Annotated in this window: 21 protein-coding genes and 3 pseudogenes; 11 read left to right on the top strand and 13 right to left on the bottom strand. The window is 67.2% G+C overall.

Annotated features, from left to right (window positions below):
• The first annotated feature begins 22 nt into the window (after window positions 1–22).
• The gene (locus tag QA861_RS14245) at window positions 23–3,886 is read left to right on the top strand and encodes a CHAT domain-containing protein (protein ID WP_334588700.1); all 3,864 of its coding nucleotides are present in this window, start codon (window positions 23–25) and stop codon (window positions 3,884–3,886) included.
• 73 nt (window positions 3,887–3,959) lie between these two features.
• Here QA861_RS14245 and QA861_RS14240 read toward each other — a convergent pair.
• A pseudogene (locus tag QA861_RS14240) lies at window positions 3,960–4,362 on the bottom strand (ASCH domain-containing protein).
• Complete coding sequence (locus QA861_RS14235; protein ID WP_334590683.1) at window positions 4,359–4,517, bottom strand: hypothetical protein; 159 nt, start codon at window positions 4,515–4,517, stop codon at window positions 4,359–4,361. Before QA861_RS14235 ends, QA861_RS14240 begins: the two are co-directional and overlap by 4 nt.
• On the opposite strand from QA861_RS14235, the pseudogene QA861_RS14230 reads away from it, so the two are divergent.
• Window positions 4,511–4,687 (top strand): annotated as a pseudogene (locus QA861_RS14230) (XRE family transcriptional regulator); the annotation flags it as partial. The gene QA861_RS14235 and the pseudogene QA861_RS14230 sit on opposite strands and share 7 nt — an antisense overlap.
• A gap of 21 nt (window positions 4,688–4,708) precedes the next feature.
• Window positions 4,709–5,703, top strand: a pseudogene (locus tag QA861_RS14225) (site-specific integrase).
• Window positions 5,704–5,710: 7 nt separating this feature from the next.
• Here QA861_RS14225 and sodN read toward each other — a convergent pair.
• A complete protein-coding gene (gene sodN / locus QA861_RS14220) occupies window positions 5,711–6,106 on the bottom strand; it encodes a superoxide dismutase, Ni (RefSeq protein ID WP_005480378.1) in 396 nt (131 codons plus the stop codon).
• 144 nt (window positions 6,107–6,250) lie between these two features.
• On the opposite strand from sodN, the gene sodX reads away from it, so the two are divergent.
• Window positions 6,251–6,721: a nickel-type superoxide dismutase maturation protease gene (gene sodX, locus QA861_RS14215; protein WP_334588699.1), complete on the top strand. Its 471-nt coding sequence runs from the start codon at window positions 6,251–6,253 to the stop codon at window positions 6,719–6,721.
• Here sodX and QA861_RS14210 read toward each other — a convergent pair.
• Window positions 6,625–7,254 carry a CGNR zinc finger domain-containing protein gene (locus tag QA861_RS14210; RefSeq protein ID WP_319098775.1) on the bottom strand — a complete coding sequence of 210 codons (630 nt, stop codon included), beginning with the start codon at window positions 7,252–7,254 and terminating at the stop codon, window positions 6,625–6,627. The genes sodX and QA861_RS14210 overlap by 97 nt on opposite strands.
• A gap of 124 nt (window positions 7,255–7,378) precedes the next feature.
• On the opposite strand from QA861_RS14210, the gene QA861_RS14205 reads away from it, so the two are divergent.
• The 3 genes from QA861_RS14205 to QA861_RS14195 all read left to right on the top strand — a co-directional run bounded on the left by QA861_RS14205 (window position 7,379) and on the right by QA861_RS14195 (window position 9,571).
• A complete protein-coding gene (locus QA861_RS14205; protein WP_334588698.1) occupies window positions 7,379–8,149 on the top strand; it encodes a class I SAM-dependent methyltransferase in 771 nt (256 codons plus the stop codon).
• A 136-nt stretch (window positions 8,150–8,285) separates the two neighbouring features.
• On the top strand, window positions 8,286–8,774 hold the full coding sequence (locus QA861_RS14200; RefSeq protein WP_334588697.1) for a SigE family RNA polymerase sigma factor: 489 nt from the start codon (window positions 8,286–8,288) through the stop codon (window positions 8,772–8,774).
• Entirely contained in the window at window positions 8,771–9,571 is an 801-nt protein-coding gene (locus QA861_RS14195; RefSeq protein WP_334588696.1) for a hypothetical protein, read from the top strand. Before QA861_RS14200 ends, QA861_RS14195 begins: the two co-directional genes overlap by 4 nt.
• Before the next feature lie 65 nt (window positions 9,572–9,636).
• Here the strand turns inward: QA861_RS14195 and QA861_RS14190 are convergent, their stop codons facing one another.
• From QA861_RS14190 to QA861_RS14180, 3 genes are read right to left on the bottom strand one after another with little or no spacing between them, the layout of a single operon-like run.
• Window positions 9,637–10,398 carry an amino acid ABC transporter ATP-binding protein gene (locus QA861_RS14190; RefSeq protein WP_334590550.1) on the bottom strand — a complete coding sequence of 254 codons (762 nt, stop codon included), beginning with the start codon at window positions 10,396–10,398 and terminating at the stop codon, window positions 9,637–9,639.
• Between the two features lie 37 nt (window positions 10,399–10,435).
• A complete protein-coding gene (locus QA861_RS14185; RefSeq protein ID WP_334588695.1) occupies window positions 10,436–11,365 on the bottom strand; it encodes an amino acid ABC transporter permease in 930 nt (309 codons plus the stop codon).
• 41 nt (window positions 11,366–11,406) lie between these two features.
• Window positions 11,407–12,360, bottom strand: coding sequence for an ABC transporter substrate-binding protein (locus QA861_RS14180; protein WP_334588694.1), 954 nt, complete (start codon window positions 12,358–12,360; stop codon window positions 11,407–11,409).
• A 704-nt stretch (window positions 12,361–13,064) separates the two neighbouring features.
• Between QA861_RS14180 and QA861_RS14175 the strand changes: the two genes are divergently transcribed.
• The 4 genes from QA861_RS14175 (at window position 13,065) to QA861_RS14160 (ending at window position 16,527) form a co-directional block, all read left to right on the top strand.
• Window positions 13,065–14,273 (top strand): NAD(P)-dependent malic enzyme, encoded by a 1,209-nt coding sequence (locus tag QA861_RS14175; protein ID WP_334588693.1) that lies wholly within the window; start codon window positions 13,065–13,067, stop codon window positions 14,271–14,273.
• A gap of 372 nt (window positions 14,274–14,645) precedes the next feature.
• Window positions 14,646–15,611 (top strand): zinc-binding dehydrogenase, encoded by a 966-nt coding sequence (locus QA861_RS14170; RefSeq protein ID WP_334588692.1) that lies wholly within the window; start codon window positions 14,646–14,648, stop codon window positions 15,609–15,611.
• Between the two features lie 140 nt (window positions 15,612–15,751).
• Entirely contained in the window at window positions 15,752–15,961 is a 210-nt protein-coding gene (locus QA861_RS14165) for a helix-turn-helix domain-containing protein (protein ID WP_044474098.1), read from the top strand.
• On the top strand, window positions 15,961–16,527 hold the full coding sequence (locus tag QA861_RS14160) for a Clp protease N-terminal domain-containing protein (protein ID WP_334588691.1): 567 nt from the start codon (window positions 15,961–15,963) through the stop codon (window positions 16,525–16,527). The genes QA861_RS14165 and QA861_RS14160 overlap by 1 nt, the downstream gene beginning before the upstream one ends.
• A gap of 30 nt (window positions 16,528–16,557) precedes the next feature.
• On the opposite strand, the gene QA861_RS14155 is transcribed toward QA861_RS14160, so the two are convergent.
• The 6 genes from QA861_RS14155 to QA861_RS14130 form a co-directional block, all read right to left on the bottom strand.
• The gene (locus QA861_RS14155) at window positions 16,558–17,646 is read right to left on the bottom strand and encodes a helix-turn-helix transcriptional regulator (RefSeq protein WP_334588690.1); all 1,089 of its coding nucleotides are present in this window, start codon (window positions 17,644–17,646) and stop codon (window positions 16,558–16,560) included.
• A 1-nt stretch (window position 17,647) separates the two neighbouring features.
• The gene (locus QA861_RS14150) at window positions 17,648–18,562 is read right to left on the bottom strand and encodes a DUF4097 family beta strand repeat-containing protein (RefSeq protein ID WP_334588689.1); all 915 of its coding nucleotides are present in this window, start codon (window positions 18,560–18,562) and stop codon (window positions 17,648–17,650) included.
• Window positions 18,563–18,726: 164 nt separating this feature from the next.
• Window positions 18,727–18,906, bottom strand: a complete 180-nt coding sequence (locus tag QA861_RS14145) for a DUF6104 family protein (RefSeq protein ID WP_003992906.1) — start codon at window positions 18,904–18,906, stop codon at window positions 18,727–18,729.
• Between the two features lie 168 nt (window positions 18,907–19,074).
• Window positions 19,075–22,914, bottom strand: coding sequence for a multifunctional oxoglutarate decarboxylase/oxoglutarate dehydrogenase thiamine pyrophosphate-binding subunit/dihydrolipoyllysine-residue succinyltransferase subunit (locus QA861_RS14140; protein ID WP_334588688.1), 3,840 nt, complete (start codon window positions 22,912–22,914; stop codon window positions 19,075–19,077).
• Window positions 22,915–23,230: 316 nt separating this feature from the next.
• Window positions 23,231–24,340 (bottom strand): HAMP domain-containing sensor histidine kinase, encoded by a 1,110-nt coding sequence (locus QA861_RS14135; RefSeq protein ID WP_334588687.1) that lies wholly within the window; start codon window positions 24,338–24,340, stop codon window positions 23,231–23,233.
• A complete protein-coding gene (locus QA861_RS14130) occupies window positions 24,337–25,074 on the bottom strand; it encodes a response regulator transcription factor (protein WP_006383578.1) in 738 nt (245 codons plus the stop codon). Before QA861_RS14130 ends, QA861_RS14135 begins: the two co-directional genes overlap by 4 nt.
• Window positions 25,075–25,105 lie beyond the last annotated feature (31 nt).

Here is a 25,105-nt window from a genome sequence, read left to right as displayed (position 1 = left end):
TCACGTGGAAGGGACTCCTCGCATGGAGTTTGTCGATCGTCTCTCGTACGTACAGCGCCGACTCGCGCAAGCTTTGGCCAGTACGGATGGCATGGCGGTACTCGACTCGCCGGAAACATACTCCGCTGTCGAGCATCTGACGCGGCTCTGTGCTCGTCCAGACGAGGCCGACGGGATTTCTGTGCAAGAGCGGGCAGATGCCTGGTTGGTACTTTCGAATTACCATTACTTTCTTTTCGCCTGGCTCCCGGCAGGGCGTGACCGAGAGGCACTCCCAGGTCTGTTGGCATCGGGTGCAGAACTCTATCGGCTCGCGCCTGAGCGCGTGCCTTCCGGCTTCCTTCCGTTGTGCGGTCCCTTCATCGCCCGAACCTCCAACCCGTTCGACGTGCACCTGTGGAAAGTCGTCGCTCAAAGGGATCTCGGGCACGCCATGCAAGGCGATCACGCAGAACTCGACCGAGTCATACGCCTCCTTCATTCCGTTCTGTTGTCCCGGACGCCAGAGGACGGTTCTGCGAGCAACTTCGTGCGCGATCTTGGCGTGGCATTCTTGCTTAAATTTGAAATCACCCGACAGGGCGACGACATTCGCGAGGCGATCGGCTACTCGGCGCAAGCGGCAGCTGCTATCCATGATGATGTCAGTCTTCGCGGAGAGTATGTGGGCGCTTTGAGTAATTCCTTGAAAGCTTGGGTGTCCTCGCTGTGCACTGATGAGGACTTCCGATACCTAGAGGAGACCATTTCATGGCTCGATCCCAGGAATTCTAATCATGCGGAACCCAGCCTGCATGCGCAGGCGTTCCTGATTCTGTTGTCTCTGACGGCAGGGCGCAGGTACGGGTTTGGTGCCCCTGGTCTCGCACATGTCGACAGTGATTTCTTCGGCAACCTATCCGCATTCCTTACAGAGTGTTTGGCAGGTACGGTGACGAGTGGCCGCCTGTCCTGGCGCATCCGCTTGTGGACGATCATCTGCGAACTGGCGCGCGACGACGGCGGGCGGGAAGCGGTCGAGTGCACATTCATACTCGCGCTCACGTACGGGGTGAGTTATCAAGCGCATGGCGACACGGCTGACCTGGAACGTGCCATAGCTGTCGGCTATGAGGTGCTGTCCCTCTGCCGTCTGGACGATCCAGAGGCTCCCAGGTACTGGGCAAACCTCGGTGACGATCTCAGGACGCGCCATTATCTAACGGGTCGAGCCTCCGATATCGAGGAGGCATTGGCTGCGGGTGCAGCCTCTGTCACCGCTTCCGCAATGCACCATGATGAGGCGGCGTTACATTTGTCCTTGTATAGTGCGTCGCTCAAGCAAGCTTACCGGATGCTGGGAAAGGAGCATTATCTGGACGCCTCGATCGAGCGATCTCGGTCGGCGGCTTCTCTTGTCCGGGACGGCGGAGCGCTCGAGTCCAGGATTCTTACGAATCTTAGCCACGCACTCCAGGACAGGTACCTGGAGACGGGTTCTCCAGGGGACGCCGACGAGGCTGTGGAGCATGCATTACGAGCCGTGGACGCGGCGGCGGAAGATCTTTTTTCGCAACATATTGCATTTGCTTGCCTCGGAGAAGCTCTACAGAACAGGAGTGTGGGCACCCAGCGGCTTTCGGATCTGGACGACGCCATAAAGTATCTAGTAGAGGCGGCGAAGATTGCTCGTCAATTCCCTCCGGAAATGGAGCACTCCGCAAAGAGTTCGGAGGCGGTTACCAGGTCGAACCTCACCAACGCTCTCGTTACTCGCTTTGAACGTACAGGGGACCGGCGCGACCTGGAACGAGCGATAAACGAGAGTCACCGCGCTCTTGATCTCGTGGACAGTGAGGACGTGCCTGACCTCGCCCGTATGAAGTCGAACCTTGCATCCGCGTACTCATCCATTTTTCGGATCACGCGAGACCGGGCCGACATCGACATGTCCATCCGGCTACACAAAGCTGCCCTGTCCGACACCAGTGAGGAAAGCCTACTCTTCTCCCGACATTGGGCGAACTATGCTGCGAGTCTAATTGAACGTCACCGTTTCACCGGTGAATTGACCGACCTCCAAGAAAGCGTTCGGTCCCTGGAAAAAGCACTGTCTTTCATGGACCGAGGATCCTTGATGGGAGTGCGGTTCTCGGTCGCCTACTGTCGAGCCCTGCTTGCGCTCGATGGTCCGTCGGCAAACGCGGAGACGCTGGCGAAGGTCAGCGCTCTGTTAAAGGGCATTCTGGATGAAGGGAGCGGATCGCTCTCCAGCCGAATCCAGTGTGCACACCTCCTGGGAGTCGCACGGATCGAGGCCCATGATCCCCAAGGAGCCTTTGAGGCATTGCGCTACGCCCTGACCCTGCTTCCTCGGCTTGTGCCTCGGTGGGCGGTCCGTCAGGACGCCCACCATTGGCTGCAGGATTTCGCCGGACTGGCGTCTCTGGCTGCAGCCTGTGCGGTAGTTGCCGGCAGGACCGACGAGGAAGCCCTGGCGGTGCTGGAGTCGGGGCGAGGGATTCTCATGGCGCAGGCTCTCATGGTGCGTGGCCGGCTCGACGAGCTCCGTCGCGAGCATCCAAAACTTGTGGAGCGGCTGATGTGGTTGTCGAATCGGCTGGAGACAGATCCCGCGTTGGATTCCTCTTCCTCCCTTGCGGAAGCTCGGTTGGCCGTCAACGGTCTTCGTGACAGAGAGCACCGGGCCCGCTTGGAGCGAGATCTCGAGGACGTCATCAGCAGCATTCGACGGATCGAGGGCTTTTCAGGGTTCGGCACGCTTCCACCGCTGGTCGAAATTATGGATTCTCTGCCCGGAACGGCTGCGGTGGTGAACGTCAGCGAGGTTGGGTGTGACGCCTTCGTGGTCGACGCTGGGAGGGTCGTCAGGGTCCCGCTCGGTGGTCTGACGAAAGAGCGCGTGGAAGCCTCTGCGGAACGGTTCATGCGTGCGCGGATGTCTCTGCAGGGTCCGGACAGGTCTGCGGAGGGCCGAGCTTTGAGTGAACTGAAAGAGGTTATGACTTGGTGTTGGCGCAATGTGGCGGAGCCCGTTCTGCGAACCGTCCGCCGTCTCCACGAGGATCGGCACTCCGAGCCTGAAGCGCCGATCCGGCTCTGGTGGGTGCCTACCGGGACGCTGTCGTTGCTGCCTCTGCATGCTGTCGGTGACTACAGCTCTTGTGGAGGTGAACAGGGTCAAGAGAATGTGCTGGACCAGGTCATTTCTTCGTATTCTCCCACCCTGTACTCGCTCAGTCATCACGCCCGGAATCTGCCAGTTCGACCCTCGATCGAGGCGTTGCACGTCGGAGTCGTAGCCATGCCGTTCACTCCCGGGCATCCGGTGGAACTCCCCGGCTCTAGCGTGGAAGCGCGTCTGCTGCGCGGAATGTTCGGTGCAGCTGTCCAGACACTGGCGGGAGAGAAGGCTGTCAATGAGTCGGTGCTGGCAGCGATAAGTGGATCGCATGTGATGCACTTTGCCTGCCACTCACAGACTGACCCTCGGAACCCCGGGTCCAGCCGGCTGCTCTTGCATGATCATCGGGCCCACCCTCTGACGATGACTCAGATCGCGGCGCTGCGCACCGACAAGAGCCTGCTGGCCTTCCTGTCGGCCTGCAGCACGAGCAGTACCTCAGCGGCTCTCGCCGACGAATTCGTTCACATCACCGGAGCCTTCCATGTCGCGGGCTACCCTCATGTAATTGGGAGCCTGTGGCCCATATCCGACACGCTTACCCCCGTCCTGGTGTACGGTTTCTATAAAGAGGCATTTCGCGCTCGTGGCCTTCCGTTCGCAGATATGGCAGAAGCATTGAACAAGGCGATCAACACCCTCCGTCGTTCTATCCCGGACCGGCCCGACATTTGGGCTGCATACGTGCATGTCGGTATCTGAGGAGGATGCGTCACCGATCGGGAGTTCTCTGATGATCGTGGGCCCTGCGTATGCTGGGCCCTAGAGTTCGGGCCTAATTTGGTTCTCGATAATAGTGACCCGTTGGCCGGGCTGGCAATTCAGGGCGTTGTGCGAGAGTGATCTCGATGGCGAGGGTACCGAGGGCTTCTTTCTGGGGCTGGTAGATGGTGCGGATGTTGGTCAATTGCTGGTCGCGAGTGGCGGTGGGTTGACATTGGAGGGTCCCTCGCCGTCGAGCAGAGACTCGAAGTCGGCGTATTCGGTGACCTGTTTGACGTACACCTCGCAGGTTTCGTCGGTGCCCTTGATGCGGAAGCGGATGATGTCACCGGCGGCGAGGTCGGCGAGTGCGGGTATTTGACCCGCGCCTCGATTGTCTTGGTGCCCGCGGCGACGAGGTCGAAGTACTGGCGGTAGAGGTTGAGCTCGTGGACGCGGGCGGTGGTGTCGGTCATGGGGCGGGAACGCTCCTGCGGGCTGGTGCGGTCATCATGCGGCCGATCTTGGCGGCCGAGTACGAGCGGAAGAATTGGCGGGGGTCGGACAGCAACGTATCGGTCATGGCCAGCAGTTGCTCGTACTCGGCGATGGTGCCGGGACTGCGAGACACGCGAGGCCGAAGACCGCCTGCACCACGCTGTCGTCGGCATCGCTGAGCACATTCAGACCCACCCCGACAGCTCACAAGCCATTCACGAGCAGTGCCTCCGCCTGATGGGCGACGAGCGCGACGCCCGCACCCTCACCGAGCACATCGAGAGCGGCGGCTACCACCGATAGCCAACCCAAGGGAGAAGCCACTTGGCGAACATTCAAAAGCAACCCAACGGCAAATGGCGGCCCGCTACCGCGACCTCGACGGCAAGGAGCACGCCCGCCACTTCGACCGCGAGCTCGACGCCCAGCGCTGGCTTGACGAGGTCACGGCCAGCGTGGTCACCGGCCTGTACGTCGACCCGCGCGCCGCCAGGATCTCATTCGACAAGTACGCGACGAAGTGGGAGGGCGAGCAGATCGCCGGTGAGGCGGGCACCCGTATCACCGACAACGCCCTGCGGGTTCACCTGATACCCGCGCTCGGCTCCTACGCCATGGCGTCCCTGCGCCGCAGCCACATCCAGGCCCTCTTCAAGAAGCTCTCCGAGTAACTGCGCCCCGGCAGCGCACGTCTATACATCCGAACGGCGATCGTCGTCCTGGCCGGATCAGGCTTGCGCATAGGCGAGTTGCTCGGCCTGAATGTCTCGGACGTCGACTTCAAGAGCGGTTCGATCCGTGTCGAGCGTCAGCATCTCCAGTCCGGCCTGATCGGTCCGCCGAAGACCGGCAAGTCCCGGCGTACGGTCCCGGTCGGCGAGGTCGTTACAGACGTGCTCCTCACGCACCTCGCGGCACGGCCCTCGAAGGAGTGGCTGTTCACGATGGAGGAGGGCGAGCCCCTCAACTACCGCCGCTGGAAGACAGAATGGAACTGCGCCCGCAAGGCGCTCCAGGCGGCGGAGAACGAGGCGGCCGGGCGTGAGGGCCGCAAACCCGTCGAACACCCGCACGTGGTGACCCACGACCTGCGCCACTTCTACGCCTCCGCCCTCATCGCCGGCGGAGCGAGCGTCAAGCAGGTCCAGCTCGTTCTCGGCCACGCGTCCGCCGTCATCACGCTGCGGATCTACGCGCACTTGTGGCCGGGCGAAAAAGACCGCACCCGCTCCGTCATGGACGCCGTTCTCGGCGGCCTGCGGACCGGGTGCGGACAGGTAGGCGATGCGACCCGCGAAACCGCAGGTCAGACGGCCTAGCCATAGATCAAGCCTTCTTGGTCTCCCAGAAGATCTTGTCGATCTGGGCGATGTAGTCCAGCGCCTTCTGGCCCGTCGCCGGGTCCGTGGATGCCTTGGCGGCCGAGAGGGCCTTCAGGGCGTCGTTGACCAGCTGGTGCAGCTCCGGGTACTTCTCGAAGTGCGGGGGCTTGAAGTAGTCGCTCCACAGGACCGACACGTGGTGCTTGGCGAGCTCTGCGCGCTGCTCCTTGATGACGGTGGCGCGCGCCTGGAAGTGAGGGTCGTCGTTGGCGGCCATCTTGTCCTGCACGGCCTTCACCGACTCCGCCTCGATGCGGGCCTGGGCCGGGTCGTACACACCGCAGGGCAGGTCGCAGTGTGCGCTGACCTTGACCTTGGGGGCAAACAGGCGGGAAAGCATGGAGCGTTCCTTCCTCGTGATCGTCTTCTCAGGTTGGACATTACTCCTTGGGAGACGGCTTTTCGCGAGTGCCCCCATGGGCTTAGGACAAAAGTAGGGGGCCAGACTGGGACTGGTGGAGGATGGAACCGGGGAGGTGCCGCGATGCCGGAGCTGTCGCAGGAGAGCGAACACGGAAGCGAACGCGAGAGCGAGCGTGAGAGTGAGCACGGAGGGGCCGCGAAGCTCTTCGGGTGGGTCGCCGTGACCGGGCCGTCGATGGTGCCCACGCTGTATCACGGCGATTTTCTCGTCGTGCGGTACGGCGGCCGGGTCAGGGCCGGGGACATCGTCGTCCTGCGCCATCCGTTCCAGCAGGACCTGCTGGTCGTCAAGCGGGCCACGGAGCGCCGTGAGGGCGGCTGGTGGGTGCTCGGGGACAACTCCTTCGCCGGCGGCGACAGCACCGACTACGGCACCGTGCCGCACGAGCTGATCCTGGGCCGGGTGCGGTTCCGGTACCGGCCGCTCAAGCCCGGTCAGCGTTCGCCGCTGGCGCTGCTGCGCTGGGCCGTGTCGGCCGCCAGGCTCGTCTTCTCGGACCGGTCGGCCTCCAGCCGTTTGCGGGCGCGGTAGGCGGCCACGTTGGCCCGGGTCGCGCAGCGGTCCGAGCAGTAGCGCCGGGAGCGGTTCGTCGAGGTGTCGAGGTAGGCGTTGCGGCAGGGCGGTGCCTCGCACAGGCCCAGCCGGTCCACCCCGTACTCGGTGAGGTGGAAGGCCAGGCCCATCGCGGCGATGGCCGCGTAGCCCGCCGTCGCGTTCGACGGATGGTCGGCCAGGTGCATGTGCCACAGCGGACGGCCGTCGTCGTCCCGGAAGTCGTGCCCCGAGATCTGCGGGCTCACCGGGAACTCCAGCAGGAGCGAGTTCAGCAGGTCCACCGAGAGCGTCTCGTCGCCCGTGTCGGCCGCCTCGAAGACGGCGCGCAGACGGGCCCGTACGGAGCGGAACCGCGTCACGTCGGCGTCGGTGGCGCGACGGCCTGCCTGCTGGTTGGCGCCGAACAGACCGCGGACGGCGTCGATCGAGGTCAGCGAGTCCTTGCCGCGCGCCGGTTCCTCGGTGTTGACGAGACGCAAGGCGTAGTCCGAGTAATAGGCCAGTTCCACTTGTAGTCCTTACGAGGGCGTTCTATGGTCGTGGATGCGAGGAAGTAACGGCTGACATTGCTTCCAGGGTATTACGCATGTGTTCAGAAGCGGGCGAGCGAGCAGCTGACAAGAGGGGGTTTCCATGACCACCACTACCGGTACGAACGCCGGAACCGACTGGAATGCCTGGCAGACGAGCTGGGACAGGCAGCAGGAGTGGTATATGCCGGACCGCGAGGAACGGTTCCGGATCATGCTCGACATGGTCGAGGCCCTCGTCGGCCCCGCCCCACGCGTGCTCGACCTGGCGTGCGGCACGGGAAGTATCACGTCCCGGCTGCTCGACCGGTTCCCGCAGGCCACCAGCGTCGGCGTCGACCTCGACCCGGCGCTCCTCGCCATCGCCCAGGGCACCTTCGCGGGCGACGACCGCGTCACCTTCGTCACGGCCGACCTCAAGGACCCGCGGTGGCCGAGCGGGCTGCCGTACGACTCGTACGACGCCGTCCTGACCGCCACCGCCCTGCACTGGCTGCACAGCGAACCCCTCGCGGACCTCTACGGGCGGATCGCGGAGCTCGTCCGCGACGGCGGTCTGTTCATGAACGCGGACCACATGATCGACGACAGCACGCCCCGGATCAACGCGGCGGAGCGCGCACTGCGCCACACCCGTATGGATCAGGCCAAACACGACGGCGCCGTCGACTGGGCCGAATGGTGGCAGCTCGCCGCCCAGGATCCCGCCCTCGCCGGGCCGACCGCCCGCCGTTTCGAGATCTACGGCGAACACGCCGAGGGCGACATGCCCTCCGCCGGGTGGCACGCGCGCGTGCTGCGCGAGAAGGGGTTCGGGGAGGCGCGCCCGGTGTGGTGCTCACCTTCGGACACGCTGCTGCTCGCGCTCAAGTAGCCCGGCAGGGCGGAAGGTTCTGGCGGTACGGGAAATCCGTACTGCCATTTCCGTGTGCGCCGCGTCCTGGCCGGGGCCCCACCGCACTGGAGAGGGTGAGACGGTCTTCGCCCAAGGGGCCGGGAGAGGGGGAAGGATGAGGCGGGGCGCGGACGCGGCTCTGCACGCCTTCGTGGAGGGCAGACGCACGGCGCTGTTCCGGAGCGCCTATCTGCTCTGCGGCAACCGTGACGAGGCGGAGGATCTCGTCCAGACGACGCTCGTGAAGGTCGTCCTCGGGGCACGCAGGTACGAGCGGCTGGACAATCTTGAGGCCTATGCCCGGCAGACGCTGATCAACACGTTCATCGCGGGGCGCCGACGCTTCTGGCGGCGCGAACACGCGTACGGCGAACTGCCGGAGACGCCCGTCGAGTCGGCGGACAGCGACACGGGCCTGATGGTGCGCGCGGCGCTGGCGAAGCTCGCGCCCAAGCAGCGGGCGGTGCTGGTGCTGCGCTACTGGGAGGACCTCAGCGTCAACGACACCGCGGACCTGCTCGGTATGCGGGTCAGCACGGTGAAGAGCCACACGGCCAGGGGAATCGCGGCGATGCGGGCCGCGGTGCGGGAGGAGCACGTATGAGCGCCGACATCGACGAGGTCGAGACATGGCTGGAGGGGCGTGAGCTTCTCGGCCGGGCCGTGGGCGGGGTCACCGTTCCCACGGGAGGCGGCACGGAGGCGGTGTTCGCGCGTGCGGCGCGGACACGGCGGCGCCGATGGGGCGCGGTGACGGTCGTCGCGGCGGTCGGGGTCGCGGCGGGGGTGGTCGCGGGGCCGGGGTGGCTGACGTACGACGAGGGCGGTGGCCGCGCCGCGAACACGGGGACAACCCAGCCTCCCGGCCGGGCCACCGCTCTGGCGGCCGAGTTCGCGAAGCTGCTGCCGACCGGTGTCGGTGCGATCCGTGAAGTGGACATGGACTACCTCCTGTTCCGGGAGCCGGAGCATCCGGAGGCCGGCCCCTTCGGCAAGTACTACGGCTCCTACACGGTCACCAGGGACGGCGGGGTCGGGTACCTCCGGGTCATCAACACGTTCAGCAAGGTTCAGAGCCCGAGCTGGAAGAGTCCTTGTTCGCTGCCGGGCAAGGAGGACGGGCAGGAGTGCACCTTCGAGAGGCTGCCGAACGGCAACGTCCTCGAATTCCGGAAGGGCTGGAAGCACGGCAGCGTCTTCATGGACAAGCGCCGCACCTGGGGTGAGTACCTCATCGCCACGCTCTACCTGAAGACCGGCGGCACGGTCGAGGTCCACGACACCACCGGCTTCACGGGCAGGTACTCCCTGGGGCCACTGCTCAGGACCGCGCCGCTGACCAAGAGCCAGCTGCGTGAACTGGCCCTCACGCCCGAGCTGTTGAAGACGAGGAGAAACTAGGGAAACGCGGAAGGGGCGGTACGAGGATCTCGTACCGCCCCTTCCGTACGTACCCGTACCTCGGCTCAGAGCACCTTGGACAGGAACGACTGCGTGCGCTCGTGCTGCGGGTTCGTCAGGACGTCGCGGGGGTTGCCGGACTCGACGACCACGCCTCCGTCCATGAAGACGAGACTGTCGCCCACCTCGCGGGCGAAGCCCATCTCGTGGGTGACGACGACCATCGTCATACCGGACTCGGCCAGGTCGCGCATGACGTCGAGGACGTCACCGACCAGCTCCGGGTCCAGCGCCGAGGTCGGCTCGTCGAACAGCATCAGCTTCGGGTCCATCGCCAGGGCCCGGGCGATGGCGACGCGCTGCTGCTGGCCGCCGGAGAGCTGCGAGGGGTAGTTGGCGGCCTTGTCGGCCAGGCCCACGCGCTCCAGGAGTTGGCCGGCGCGTTCGCGGGCCTGTGCCTTGCTGGCGCCCTTGACCTGGACCGGGGCCTCCATGACGTTCTCCAGCGCCGTCATGTGCGGGAACAGGTTGAAGCGCTGGAACACCATGCCGATGTCCCGTCGCTTCAGCGCGACCTCGCTGTCCTTCAGCTCGTAGAGCTTGTCGCCCTTCTGGCGGTAGCCGACCAGCTCCCCGTCGACGTACAGGCGCCCCGCGTTGACCTTCTCCAGGTGGTTGATGCACCTGAGGAACGTCGACTTGCCGGAGCCGGAGGGGCCGATGAGGCAGAACACCTCGCCCGACTTCACCTCCAGGTCGATGCCCTTGAGGACTTCGACGGGGCCGAAGGACTTGTGTACGCCTTCTGACTTGACCATGGCGTTGATGCTGGTGCCGTCGGTCTTCTCCACTGAGGTCATGGGATCACCGCCGGTAGCCGGAGAGGGAGAGCATGTTCGCCTTGATCTTCTGGAACGGTGTGGCCGGGAGGAGACGGCTGGAACCGCGCGAGTAGTACCGCTCGATGTAGTACTGGCCGACGCTGAGGACCGAGGTGAGGATCAGGTACCAGGCCGCCGCGAGGAAGTACATCTCCACCGGGGCACCGGACGTCTGCCCGATGTCCTGGGCGTAGCGGAACAGTTCGGCGAACTGGACCACCGATACCAGCGAGGTCGTCTTCAGCATGTTGATGACCTCGTTGCCCGTGGGCGGCACGATCACGCGCATCGCCTGCGGGATCACGATCCGGCGCAGGGTCTTGGCGTGGCTCATGCCCAGGGCGTGCGAGGCCTCCGTCTGGCCCTCGTCGACCGACAGAAGGCCGGCGCGGCAGATCTCCGCCATGTAGGCGGCCTCGTTCAGGCCCAGGCCCAGGAGCGCCGTCAGCAGCGGCGTCATGAAGCTGGACCAGTAGTCCTTGTAGATCGGACCGAGGTTGATGTACGTGAAGACCAGGCCCAGGTTGAACCAGACGACGAGCTGGACCAGGACCGGGGTGCCGCGGAAGAACCAGATGTAGAACCAGGCGATGGTCGAGGTCACCGGGTTCTTCGACAGCCGCATGACGGCGAGCAGGATGCCGCCGACGATGCCGATCACCATCGAGAGGACCGTCAGCAGGAGGGTCTTCCCGACGCCCGCGATGATGCGGTCGTCGAAGAAGTAGTCCGGTACGGCGCCCCAGTTGATGTTGCCCTGGGCGAACGCGGAGATGATCGCGACGAAGAGCGCGATCGCGACGACGGCCGAGACGTACCGCCCGTAGTGCCGGACCGGGATGGCCTTGATGGCCTCCGGTCCGGCCGGGGGAGTGTCCGCCGGTCCTGTCGCCTTGTCGATGTCAACAGTCACGGATGTTGCCTTTCAGCGCCCGTAGCTTCGGTGAGCCGGGGTCACTTGCCGCCGTTGACGGTGGCCGAGGTCACGGCGCCGTCCTCGACGCCCCACTTGGCGATGATCTTGCCGTACTCGCCGTTCTTGATGATCGCGTCGAGCGCGGCCTGCAGGGCGTCCCGCAGCTGCGTGTTCGTCTTGGCGACCGCGATGCCGTACGGCGCCGCCTCGACCTGCTCGCCGACGACCTGGAAGTCGTTGCCGCCGCCCGAGGTCTTCACCGCGTACGCCGTGACCGGGAAGTCGGAGGAACCGGCGTTGGCGCCGCCCGCGCGCACCCGGGTCTGGGCCTGCTGGTCGTTGTCGTACGACTCGATGGCGATCTTCTTGCCACCCGTGCACTTCTTCGTCTCGGCCTTGGCGAGGTCCTCGGAGACCGTGCCGCGCTGGACCGCGATCTTCTTGCCACACAGGTCGGCCCAGGTCTTGATGCCCTGGTCGTCGCCCTTCTTGGTGTAGATCGAGACACCGGCGGTGAAGTAGTCGACGAAGTCGACGCCCTCGCCGACCTTCTTGCCGTTCTCGGTGCCCTCCTGGCGGTCCTTGGTGTCGGTCATCGCGGACATGGCGATGTCGTACCGCTTGGAGCGCAGGCCCGTGATCAGGGTGTCGAAGGTGCCGTTCTCGAACTTGAACGTCACACCGAGCTGCTTGCCCATGGCGTCCGCGAGGTCCGGGTCGATACCGACCGTCTTGCCGGAGTCGTCCTTGAACTCGACCGGCGCGTACGCGATGTCCGAGCCGACCGTGACAACGCCCTTGTCCCGGATGGCCTGGGGCAGCTTGGCGGCCAGCGGGGCGGAGCTCGTCGAGGCGGTGTCCGAGCCCGTGCCCTTGTCCTTGGTCTGGTCACCGCATCCGGTGAGCAGCAGGGCGCCCGCGACCGCGATCGCACCGACCGCGGCTAGCCGGTTGTGCGCGGCGGTCGTACGAAGGGTGGAGCTTGCGGTCATGGTGGGTTCCTCCGGCGGGTGATGGTGTGCCATTGGGGCCGGCGCCTGCCCCGGAGGGCGGACGATTCCGGCGGGTCGGCTGGTGCACGCATCTTTGAGTGTCGCGACCTTGTGTGATTACGGCATCTTGCCATTCGGACTGAGGCATTCAGACGACCGGCCATGTCAAAATCGGATAACGGGTGACCCCCGTGCGGCGTCAGGTCGGTGCACCAGAGCCGGACCTTCCCGGATCTTCTACGGGAATCATTCGTTCCGGCCGGAAGATCTTCGGTGCATCTCGCCAGGTGAGCGGCTGTTGCATCCGTACGTACAGCCGAGTGAGGACCCCGCCCCGACTTGATCCCGACCCGCTCCCGGCCTGATCCCGTCTTGATGCCGTCCAGATCGCGTCGGCTTGCGCCTTGCTTGCGATTCGGGCCCTGTACGCCTCTCGATTTGATCGATCATGCCCGAGTATGTGGCCATGTGTAGGGATGAGTCGTGCCGCCCCCGTGTGACCTTCGCGTTATGGGGTCGTCGTCGGTGTCCTCCGTCCGGTAAGAAGGTTCTTTACACCCCTCATCCGGGGCTCAGGGCGCGTGTGCGGCGCGCCCGTCGCGCTCGTGCCCGTGCGCATCACTCACCGGGGCCTTGCGCGGTGCCCGCCCACCCCTCACCAGGAGTGGTCACCCTCCAACCTTGAAGACTTAAGGGGTAACAAAGTGGCAGCGGAGATCGTCAATCCTCGCAGCGACATCGTCACCGACAGTGACGCCGGTGAGTTCGACCCGGCGTTCGCTCTGCACCGGGGCGGCAAGATGGCCGTGCAGGCCACCGTGCCCATCCGTGACAAGGACGACCTGTCCCTCGCGTACACGCCCGGTGTGGCCCGGGTGTGCACCGCCATCGCCGAGCAGCCCGACCTCGTCAACGACTACACCTGGAAGTCGTCCGTCGTCGCGGTCGTGACGGACGGTACGGCGGTCCTCGGGCTCGGGGACATCGGTCCCGAGGCATCCCTCCCGGTGATGGAGGGCAAGGCGATCCTGTTCAAGCAGTTCGGCGGTGTGGACGCGGTCCCGATCGCGCTGGCCTGCACGGGCGTCGACGAGATCATCGAGACGGTGGTCCGACTGGCGCCGTCCTTCGGTGGGGTCAACCTGGAGGACATCTCGGCACCCCGCTGCTTCGAGATCGAGCGGCGGCTCCAGGAGCAGCTGGACATCCCCGTGTTCCACGACGACCAGCACGGCACGGCGGTCGTGACGCTGGCGGCCCTGCGCAACGCGGCGCGGCTGACCGGGCGGGGGCTCGGGGAGCTGCGGGGAGTGATCTCGGGCGCGGGTGCGGCGGGCGTCGCCATCGCGAAGTTCCTCCTTGAGGCGGGCCTCGGCGATGTCGCCGTCGCCGACCGCAAGGGCATCGTCTCGGCGGACCGGGACGACCTCACGCCGGTCAAGCGCGAGCTGGCCGAGCTGACGAACAAGGCCGGTCTGACGGGGTCGCTGGAGAGCGCCCTCGCGGGCGCCGACGTCTTCATCGGCGTCTCCGGCGGTACGGTCCCGGAGGCGGCGGTGGCTTCGATGGCCAAGGACGCGTTCGTGTTCGCGATGGCCAACCCGGACCCCGAGGTGCACCCCGATGTGGCGCACAAGTACGCGGCGGTTGTCGCGACCGGGCGCTCGGACTTCCCGAACCAGATCAACAACGTGCTGGCGTTCCCGGGGATCTTCGCGGGGGCGCTGCAGGTGCGGGCGTCCCGGATCACGGAGGGGATGAAGATCGCGGCGGCGGACGCGCTCGCGGCTGTCGTCGGTGACGATCTGGCCGCCGATTACGTGATTCCGTCGCCGTTCGACCCGCGGGTGGCTCCTGCCGTTACCGCGGCGGTCGCCGCGGCGGCTCGGGCCGAGGGTGTCGCTCGGCGCTGAGGGTTGTTTTCAGGGGTGGCTCCGTCCGTGGCGGCGGGGTCATCTCGCCCCCGCCGCCCCTACCCGTCCCATCCCTGGGGGCTGCGCCCCCAGACCCCCCTGTCGTCCCTGAACGGGCCTCGTCCTCAAACGCCGGACGGGCTGGGGGTGCGGGCTTTGTCCTCAAGCGCCGGACGGGCTGGGGGTGCGGGCCTCGTCCTCAAGCGCCGGACGGGTTTGGGGGTGCGGGCCGGGGCTGGAGAGGTGCCGGACGGGCTGGGGGTGCGGGGCCGTGCTGGGATTGGTAAGGGTGGCGGGGGCGAAACTCAACAGGGCGTGTGTCACAGCGCCGTGTCGTTCCCCCGGCCCGCCACGCCCCCTATCGTCAAGGTCATGTTCGCTGCCTACGCCGCCCGCATCGACCCCGACCATCCGCTCGACGGGCTGGAGTTGGGTGACCGCCCAGCCCCCGAGGCGCGTCCCGGCTGGACGACGGTCGACGTCAGGGCCGCCTCGCTCAACCACCACGACCTCTGGTCCCTGCGTGGAGTCGGACTCCCCGAGGACCGTCTGCCGATGATCCTCGGCTGTGACGCCGCCGGCGTCGACGCGGACGGCAACGAGGTCGTCCTGCACTCCGTCATCGGCCAGACCGGCCACGGCGTCGGCCCCAAGGAACCCCGTTCCATCCTCACCGAGCGCTACCAGGGCACCTTCGCCGAGCAGGTCGCCGTACCGGCCTGGAACGTCCTGCCCAAGCCCAAGGAGCTCTCCTTCGCGGAGGCGGCCTGTCTGCCCACGGCCTGGCTGACGGCGTACCGCATGCTCTTCACCAACGCTGGCGTACGCCCCGGCGACTCGGTACTGGTGCAGGGCGCCGGTGGCGGTGTCGCGACCGCCGCGATCGTGCTCGGCAAGGCGGCGGGGCTGCGGGTCTTCGCAACCAGCCGGGACGAGGCGAAGCGGAAGCGGGCGCTGGAGCTGGGCGCCGTCGAGGCGGTGGAGTCCGGGGCGCGGCTGCCGCAGCGCGTGGACGCCGTGATCGAGACGGTCGGGGCGGCCACCTGGTCGCACTCGGTCAAGTCGCTGCGGCCCGGCGGCACCCTCGTCATCTCCGGCGCCACCAGCGGGGACCGCCCCTCGCACGCCGAACTGACCCGCATCTTCTTCCTCGAACTCAAGGTCGTCGGCTCGACGATGGGTACGAAGGACGAACTGGAGGACCTGCTGTCCTTCTGCGCCGCCACCGGCGTACGCCCCGTCATCGACGAGGTGCTTCCGCTGGACCGGGCCCGCGAGGGCTTCGAACGCCTCGAATCCGGCGACCAGTTCGGCAAGATCGTCCTGACCATGTCCTGATCACCGGCATGTGCTGACCTCCGTTCGGCTGCGGCGGGCCCGGGTCTCCGGGCCCGCCGTTCGCATGTTCGCGACACCCCGAGATGCCGAGATGTCAACCAGGGTTGACGGGCTCGATAGTGTCAACCTATGTTGACGTCATGACCGAAGCAACAGATCTCGCCGAGCGCGCGGGTGACCGTGACCCGCGGATCGGACTGCGAGCCGTCTCCGCGCTGCGGAAGCTGGTCGAGCAGTTGGAGTCCGTGCAGGTGCGCAGTGCGCGCAACCAGGGCTGGTCGTGGCAGGAGATCGCCGCGGAACTCGGTGTCAGCAGGCAGGCCGTCCACAAGAAACACGGGAGGCAGTGATGTTCGAACGGTTCACGAGCGATGCGCGCGCTGTGGTGCAGGGTGCCGTCGAGCACTCCGAGCGCGTCGGCAGTCGGTCTGTCGACGCCGAGCACCTGCTGCTCGCATTGCTCGACCGGGAAGCCGGCAGGGCCTCCTTCGCGCTGGCCTCGCTCGGCCTCGCCGACCGCAAGGAGTCGGTCAAGGCTGCCCTGGCCGACGCCCGGCGCCGCGCCGGACTGTCCCAGGCCGAGGCCGATGCCCTCGCCGGGCTCGGAATCGATGTGTCCGACATCGTCTCCCGCGTCGAGGAGGTGCACGGCGTCGGCGCGATGTCGGGCGACCCTCAGGGCAGGGGGTGGTTGTCGTCGGGGCGCCGATCCTTCAGCCGGGACGCCAAGGAGGTGCTGGAGAGGTGCCTGCGCATCGCCGTGGCCCGTCGGGACCGCCGGATCGGCGACGAACACATCCTCCTCGCCCTGACGGTCCGCCCGGGTGTGCCGTCAGAGGTCCTCGCCGATCAGGGAGTCACGTACGGCGGTCTGAGCCGGGTGCTGTACGGCGAGGGCGAGGCGAAGGCGGGCTGAGGAGGGAGCCTCCCTCCTCTCCTTTTTCCCTTATGGCTTCGGTGTCCGCAGGGTCGCCTCCACCAGTGCCGCCGCCGCGGACAGGTGGCTGCGGATCTCGTGGACCTGGGGTTCCGTGACACCGTGGTCGCGGGCCGTGTCCCGGATGTCGTCGCGGAAGCGGTCTAGGAGGCGGTCCAGGTCGCGGGCCGGGTTGCCGGTGGAGTCCTCGTGGGCCCAGGTCGGCGGTTCGTAGCCGGCCGGGAAGTCCGGGGGAGTGTCCGTGTACTCCGGGTGCTCCCGTTCCGGTGCTGCGGGGGCCGTGGTGCCGCCGGCGCGGGGGAAACCGAAGTCCTTGCCCAGGCCCTGGCCGATGTCCTTGCCGAGGTTCTTGCCGAAGTCCTTTCCGAACTCGCCGAACTCCTTGGCCAGTTCGGTCAGGCCCTCTCGGACGCCTGTCGGCCAGTCGCCCCTCGTGAAGTGGTCCTGGACCTGCTCTTGGACGCGCCTGGCGATGCGCTGGACCTCCTCCTGGGCCTGGGCGCGGGCGTGTTCCTGGGCCTCCTTGGCCTGGCGCCTGGCCCGCTGGGCCTCCTCACGGGCCCGGCGGCTCTCGTCCTTCGCGCGCCGGGCCTGCTCCTTCCACTCCTGCTTGGCTCGCCGCATCTCCTCCTTCGCGGCGCGCCACGCCTCCTTGTCGCCGACGTCCGCGTGGTCCCCGAACGGGGCGCCCTGCGCGGCTCCGGGGCCTCTGCGGGCCTCGCTCGCCGCCGCGCGCACCTCCCGGCGCAGATCGCCCGCCGCGCCCCGGACGTCGGCCCGGATCTCGGCGGCGAGTTCGGCCACCGACTCGCGGATCTCCAGTTCCAGGTCGGCCAGTTCACCGCTGCGGTCGGCCAGCTCGGCGCGGCCCGCGTCCGTGATCGCGTACACCTTTCGGCCGCCCTCGGTGGTGTGTGTGACCAGGCCCTCGGTCTCCAGCTTGGCCAGGCGCGGGTACACGGTGCCCGCAGACGGCGCGTACAGCCCCTGGAAGCGCTCCTCCAGGAGGCGGATCACCTCGTAGCCGTGGCGGGGAGCCTCGTCCAGCAGCTTCAGCAGGTAGAGGCGCAGGCGGCCGTGGGCGAAGACGGGAGGCATGTCAGAGCACCTTCTTGTTCGTGGATCCTGAATCGTCCCCCGGGGCGGACTGGTTCTCGGTGGGGGTGGGGTCGGCCGGGGTGGGGTCGGTCTGCTCGTCCTCCTGCTGGGGGCGGCGGAGCAGGGCGATGGACCCGGAGACCGTCGTCGCCCGCAGCTTGCCCGTGCCCGCGCCCAGTCGGCCCGTGACGCGGTGGGCGCCCCACTGGCCGTGGACGCGGAGGCCGTCGAAGGCGTTCGAGATCTTGCCGCTCGCCGTGTTCGCCTCCACGTCGGCGTCCGCCGGGTGAGGGAGCCGGATGGCGATCTCGCCCGAGACGTTCGTCAGCTGCACGTCCGTCGGCCCCTCCGGGTCGAGGTCGACGATCATGGAGCCGCTCACCGACTCCGCGCGGACGGAGGGTCCGGAGCCCTCGACGACGGTGAGGTCACCGGAGACCGAGTTGAATCGCAGGTCGCCCGTGACCGCCTGGGCCTCCAGGTTGCCCGAGACCGTGTCGGCGCGGACCGGGCCGGACAGGCCGACGAGAGTCGTGTCGCCGGTGACGCCCTTCACCACCGTCGGTCCGTCGACCCCCGAGACCACCGCGCCCGCGCCGACCACGCCCACCTCCACACGCGTGTGGGCCGGGACGGCCAGGGAGACGACCGCGCTGCGGCGCCAGCCCTTGCGGTCAAGCCATTTGAGGAGGCCCTTCCAGGGCAGGTCCTCGTACGCCACTGTCAGGACGCCGTTCTCCTGGGTCACCACCAGGGGTGGGCCCTCGATCTCGGAGACCTCCAGGCGGGCGGAACTGTCCTCGGTGCCCACGACGTTCACCGTTCCGTTGACGATGCGTACGTGCAGGCCTGTGACCGGTTCGTCGAAGGTGAGCTTTCCGGGCTCTTTGACGGACCACTCGGACGTGGTGGACATAATGCGGACCCCCTGGGTGAACGGACATGCTCGACAGCCGAAGGCGACAGAACGCAACGCGCCATATCGCGTCTTCTGCTATTCACGATATATCGCGCTCACGGGAAGTCAAGACACTCGTTCGGGGACGCGGCCCACCCCGTTCCGGCCTGCTCCGGTCCGGCCTACTCGTCGTCCTCGTCGTCCAGCCGTGCCAGCCAGGTCGCCAGGCGCTCCACCGGTACCTCGAAGTCGGGATTGAGGTCGACGAAGGTCCGCAGCTGCTCGGCGAGCCACTCGAAGGTGACCTCCTCCTCGCCGCGCCGCTTCTCCAGTTCTTCGATGCCTCGGTCGGTGAAGTACACGGATGTTCTCCTGGGGACTGCTGGGGCCGGTGGTGGGGACTGGCGATCGGGGCCGCGGCCACCGTTCGTACCTCTCAAGGTTATGCGGAGCCGCACGGACGGCACATGACGAAGGCCCGGCACCGAATTCCGGTGCCGGGCCCTGTGCCGTCAGGCGTGTTCAGAGGCTCAGGCCTCGAACACCTCACGCACCAGCTGCTCCTGCTCCGCCTGGTGACGCTTCGCCGAACCCACGGCCGGAGACGAGCCCGCCGGGCGCGAGATGCGCCTCAGGCGCTCGCCGTGCGGGATGTCCGCGCCGACCGCGAGGTCCAGGTGGTCGATCAGGTTGAGGGCGATGAAGGGCCACGCGCCCTGGTTCGCCGGCTCCTCCTGCGCCCACAGGTACTTCTCGGCGTTCGGGTACTTGGCGATCTCCGCCTGGAGCTCCGCACCCGGGAGCGGGTACAGGCGCTCGATGCGGATGATCGCCGTGTCCGTGTTGCCGCGCTTCTTCCGCTCGGCCTCAAGGTCGTAGTACAGCTTGCCGGCGCAGAAGACGACCCTGCGGACGTCGGCCGCGGCGACGGACTCGTCACCGATGACCGGGCGGAAGGCGCCCGACGTGAACTCCTCCGCCTTCGACGCCGCCGCCTTGAGACGCAGCATCGACTTCGGGGTGAAGACCACCAGCGGCTTGTGGTGCGGGTTGTGCACCTGCCACCGCAGAAGGTGGAAGTAGTTCGACGGGAGCGTCGGCTGCGCGACCGTCATGTTGTTCTGGGCGCACAGCTGGAGGAACCGCTCGATGCGGGCGGAAGAGTGGTCCGGGCCCTGGCCCTCGTAGCCGTGGGGGAGCAGGAGCGTGACGCCGGACGTCTGGCCCCACTTCTGCTCCGCCGCCGAGATGTACTCGTCGACCACCGTCTGCGCGCCGTTGACGAAGTCGCCGAACTGCGCCTCCCACATCACCAGGGACTCGGGACGGGCCAGCGAGTAGCCGTACTCGAAGCCCATGACCGCGTACTCGGAGAGCAGCGAGTCGTAGACGTTGTAGCGGGCCTGGTCGTCCGAGAGGTACTGGAGCGGGGTGTAGTCCCCGCCCGTGACCCGGTCGATCAGCACCGCGTGGCGCTGGCCGAACGTGCCTCGGCGGGAGTCCTGGCCGGAGAGGCGGACGGGAGTGCCTTCGAGGAGCAGCGAACCGATGGCGAGGGTCTCGCCCATGCCCCAGTCGATCGTGCCGTCCTCGATCATCGCCGCGCGGCGCTGCAGTTGCGGCAGCAGTCGCGGGTGGACGGTGACCTGGTCGGGGATGTTGACCTGGGACTCGGCGATGCGCTTGACGACCTCCTGGGAGATCGCGGTCTGCACGGCCACGGGGAACTCGGCCTGCGGGTCCGGGACATGTGCCTCGGCCGGAGCCGACACGGCCTCGCGGACCTCCGTGAAGACCTTCTCCAGCTGGCCCTGGAAGTCCTGCAGCGCCTGCTCGGCCTCTTCCAGGGTGATGTCGCCGCGGCCGATGAGGGACTCGGTGTAGAGCTTGCGCACCGAGCGCTTCTTGTCGATCAGGTCGTACATCAGGGGCTGCGTGAACGCCGGGTTGTCCGACTCGTTGTGGCCGCGGCGGCGGTAGCAGATGAGGTCGATGACGACGTCCTTGTTGAACGCCTGTCGGAACTCGAAGGCCAGCCGAGCGATGCGGACGACTGCCTCGGGGTCGTCGCCGTTCACGTGGAAGATCGGCGCCTCGATCATGCGGGCCACGTCGGTGGCGTACATGGAGGAGCGCGACGACTCCGGGGCGGCGGTGAAGCCGACCTGGTTGTTGATGACGATGTGGACCGTGCCGCCGGTGCGGTAGCCCCGCAGCTGCGACATGTTGAGGGTCTCGGCCACGACGCCCTGGCCTGCGAAGGCCGCGTCACCGTGCAGGGCGACCGGCAGGACCGTGAAGTCCGTGCCGCCCTTGTTGATGATGTCCTGCTTGGCGCGGGCGATGCCCTCGATGACCGGGTCGACCGTCTCCAGGTGGGACGGGTTGGCGGCCAGCGAGACGTTGATCTGCTCGCCGTCCAGGCCGGTGAACACGCCCTGGGCGCCCAGGTGGTACTTCACGTCGCCGGAGCCGTGCATCGACTTCGGGTCGAGGTTGCCCTCGAACTCCCGGAAGATCTGGGCGTACGACTTGCCGACGATGTTCGCCAGGACGTTCAGCCGGCCGCGGTGGGCCATGCCGATGACGACCTCGTCGAGGCGCGACTCGGCCGCGCTGTCGATGACCGCGTCGAGCAGCGGGATGACGGACTCGCCGCCCTCCAGCGAGAAGCGCTTCTGGCCGACGTACTTCGTCTGCAGGAAGGTCTCGAAGGCCTCCGCCGCGTTCAGGCGGCGCAGGATGCGCAGCTGCTCCTCGCGCTCCGGGTTGGAGTGCGGGCGCTCGATGCGGTCCTGGATCCACTTGCGCTGCTTCGGGTCCTGGATGTGCATGAACTCGACGCCCGTGGTGCGGCAGTACGAGTCGCGCAGCACGCCGAGGATGTCGCGCAGCTTCATCAGGGACTTGCCCGCGAAGCCGCCGACCGCGAACTCGCGCTCCAGGTCCCAGAGGGTGAGCCCGTGCTCGGTGATGTCCAGGTCGGGGTGCTTGCGCTGGCGGTACTCCAGCGGGTCTGTGTCGGCCATGACGTGGCCGCGGACCCGGTAGGAGTGGATCAGCTCGAAGACGCGGGCGGCCTTCGTGACGTCGTCGTCGTGGCTGGCGTCGATGTCCTTGAGCCAGCGGACCGGCTCGTAGGGGATGCGCAGCGCCTCGAAGATCTCGTCGTAGAAGCCGTTCTCCCCGAGGAGGGAGTTCGCGACGACACGCAGGAACTCGCCCGACGCCGCACCCTGGATGACCCGGTGGTCGTAGGTCGACGTGAGCGTCATGACCTTCGCGATGCCGAGCTTGTTCAGGGTGTCCTGGGACGTGCCCTGGAACTCCGCCGGGTAGTCCATGGAACCGACGCCCATGATGACCGACTGACCGGGCATCAGACGCGGGACCGAGTGAACGGTGCCGAGGCCGCCGGGGTTGGTCAGGGAGACCGTGACGCCGGTGAAGTCGTCCATCGTCAGCTTGCCGTCGCGGGCGCGGCGGACGATGTCCTCGTAGGCCTGCCAGAACTCGAAGAAGTTCAGCGTCTCGGCCTTCTTGATGCCGGCCACGACGAGTTGGCGGTCGCCGTTGGGCTTCACCAGGTCGATGGCCAGGCCGAAGTTGATGTGCGCCGGCTTGACGAGGGTCGGCTTGCCGTCCTTCTCCTGGAAGGAGTAGTTCATCGACGGCATGGCCTTGATGGCCTGGACCATCGCGTAGCCGATGAGGTGGGTGAAGGAGATCTTCCCGCCCCGGGCACGCTTCAGGTGGTTGTTGATGACGATGCGGTTGTCGAAGAGCAGCTTCACCGGGACCGCGCGCACGGACGTGGCCGTGGGCACCTCGATCGAGGCGTTCATGTTCTTCGCCACGGCCGCGGACGGGCCGCGCAGCGTCACGAACTCCGGGCCGTCCGCGGCCTGAGGAGCAGACGTTCGCGCGGCGTTGGCCGCTCCGGTGGAGCCGGTGCTTGCACCGGGCTGCGGCTTGGCGGCGGCCGGTGCGGGCGCCGCTGCTGCGGGCTTCGCGACCGGAGCCGCCGGAGCGGCTGCCGGAGCGGCCGCGGCGGGCCTGGGAGCGGCCGCAGGGGCCGGCGCCGGCACGGTCGGGGTCACGGTGGCCGTGGGGGCGGCCGGGGGGGTCGGGGTGGTCTCTGCGGCCCCCGCGGCCGCAGTACCCGCCGTAGCCGTGGGGACGGCGGCCGCCCCGGGCTTGTAGTCGGCGAAGAAGTCCCACCAGGCACGGTCTACGGAATTCGGGTCCTGGAGGTACTGCTGATAGATCTCGTCGACGAGCCACTCGTTGGGTCCGAACGCGGCCGCAGGGTTACCTGGGGCCTCGTCGGTCGAGATGCTCGATGAGTTACTGGGGGACTGTGGCGACACGGCGGCAACCGCCCTCTTCCGCTTCACATGGTGGCTTCACAAGGTGATGGACAGCGGGAATCAAGGCTACGCCCCTGTGGCCGAAAGGTCAGTCCGGGCCCGTTCAACGTCGCGTAAGTCACATCAAGAATCGAGTTTCGGGGGGTGAAATGGCGGGAAACAAGCGGGGTTCCGGTCCGAAAAGGACATGTGGGGGAAACGCAAATTGTCGCCTCGGCGCACGAAATGCGCGGGCCTGTGAGCAATCACACGTGTCCACGCGCGTCCGTCAGCGGGGATGTCAGGTGGATCTTGCGGCTCCGCTTCGAACTTTACGTCAACTTGGGACGGATGACTCTCCCGGAAGGGTGACCAAAATCCGGCAACCCCGCTCGGATTCGGCCACACCGATCCGGCCGCCGTGCAGATCGACCGCCCAGCGGGCGATCGCCAGCCCGAGTCCCGTACCGCCGTCGCTGCCCGGCCCGTGCGGTGAGCTGACGCCGCCGCGGTTGAACCGCTCGAAGACCCGGTGCCACTCCGAGCGCGGAATGCCCGGACCCTCGTCCAGGATCTCCAGCTCCAGCGACTCGGCCGGCGTCCCGCGCCGCGCCTTCACCGTGACCCGGCCGTGCGGGGGGCTGTGCTTGACCGCGTTGTCGATCAGGTTGGCGACGACCTGGTGCAGACGCTCCGGGTCCGCGTGCGCGACCAGCTCGGGCGGGTTGACGTCGAGGTGCAGATGGACGTCGTTACGGGTGTGACCGCCGGAGCCGGACGCGATGCCCGCGCGCGTGGAGGCCAGCATGTTGGCCTCCTTGAGCACGCCGGAGAGATACGGCCAGACCTCGAACCGGCGCGTGCGCAGCGGTACGACCCCGTTGTCGAGCCGGGAGAGGTCCAGCAGGGTCTCCACCAGCCGGCCGAGGCGCTCGGTCTGCTTGAGCGCCGTACGCATGGTCTCCGGATCGGCGGCCGAGACCCCGTCCACGACGTTCTCCAGCACCGCGCGCAGACCCGCGATGGGGGTGCGCAGCTCGTGCGAGACGTTCGCCACCAGCTCCTTGCGCTGCCGGTCCTGGGCCTCCAGCTCGTCCGCCATGACGTTGATCGTCTGGGCCAGGTCACCCAGTTCGTCCCAGCGGTTCTCGCGCACCCGGCGTGTGTAGTCGCCCTGCGAGATGGAGCGGGCCACCGCGTTCATGTCGTCGAGCGGCGCGGTGAGCGAATGGGCCACGAACTGCGTTATCAACAGTGTGGCGATCATCGAGAAGACCGTGATGAAGCGGAGCTCCGTCTTGGTGTGCACCGCGATCATCGACAGACCTGTGGTGATCAGCACCGAGACGACGACCAGTGCGCCCAGCTTGGTCTTGATCGAGAACGGGCGTACGCCGCCCCAGGGTTCCCCGGGGCTCCTCCGTGCGGCCGGCCGCCCCAGGTTCATGGCGTCGGTGTCTCCAGTGCGTAGCCGACCCCGTGCACCGTACGGATCCGCTCGGCGCCGATCTTCCGGCGCAGCGCCTTGATGTGGCTGTCGACGGTCCGGGTGCCGGAGGCGTCCGCCCAGTCCCAGACCTCGGCGAGCAGCTGCTCGCGAGAGAGGACGGCGCGGGGCGTGTTGGCGAGACAGACGAGCAGGTCGAACTCGGTGGGCGTGAGATGCACGTCCTCGGAGCGCACCCGCACCCGTCGCTGCGCGTGGTCGATCTCCAGCTCGCCGAGGCGCAGGATGCCGGAGCGCGGTGTCGACGCGGCGATGGCGGCCCGCTCGACCCGGCGCAGCAGCACGTGCACCCGCGCGGCCAGTTCACGCATGGAGAAGGGCTTCGTCATGTAGTCGTCGGCGCCGACACCGAGCCCGACCAGCATGTCGGTCTCGTCGTCGCGCGCGGTGAGCATCAGGACGGGCACGGCCCGCTGGGCCTGCACCCGCCTGCATACTTCGAGCCCGTCGAAGCCGGGCAGCATGATGTCGAGGATCAGCAGATCGGGCTGCCAGGCCTCGGCGGTGTCGACGGCGGCCGGCCCGTCGCCGGCGGTCTGCACGAGAAATCCCTCGGCGCGCAGACGGGCCGCGATGGCGTCGACGATCGTCGGATCGTCCTCGACCACGAGTACCCGGCGCTGGGCGCCAGGTGTCGCCGTCGCGCCGTTCTGGGAGGTGTGTGTCTGCTCCATCGCCCGTCCCTGAAGTGTGCTTTTCGGAACC

The organism is Streptomyces sp. B21-083 (assembly GCF_036898825.1).
Classification (GTDB): Bacteria; Actinomycetota; Actinomycetes; order Streptomycetales; family Streptomycetaceae; genus Streptomyces.
The sequence above is the reverse complement of the archived record's forward strand: the minus strand, read 5'-3'. Positions and strand labels throughout refer to the sequence as shown.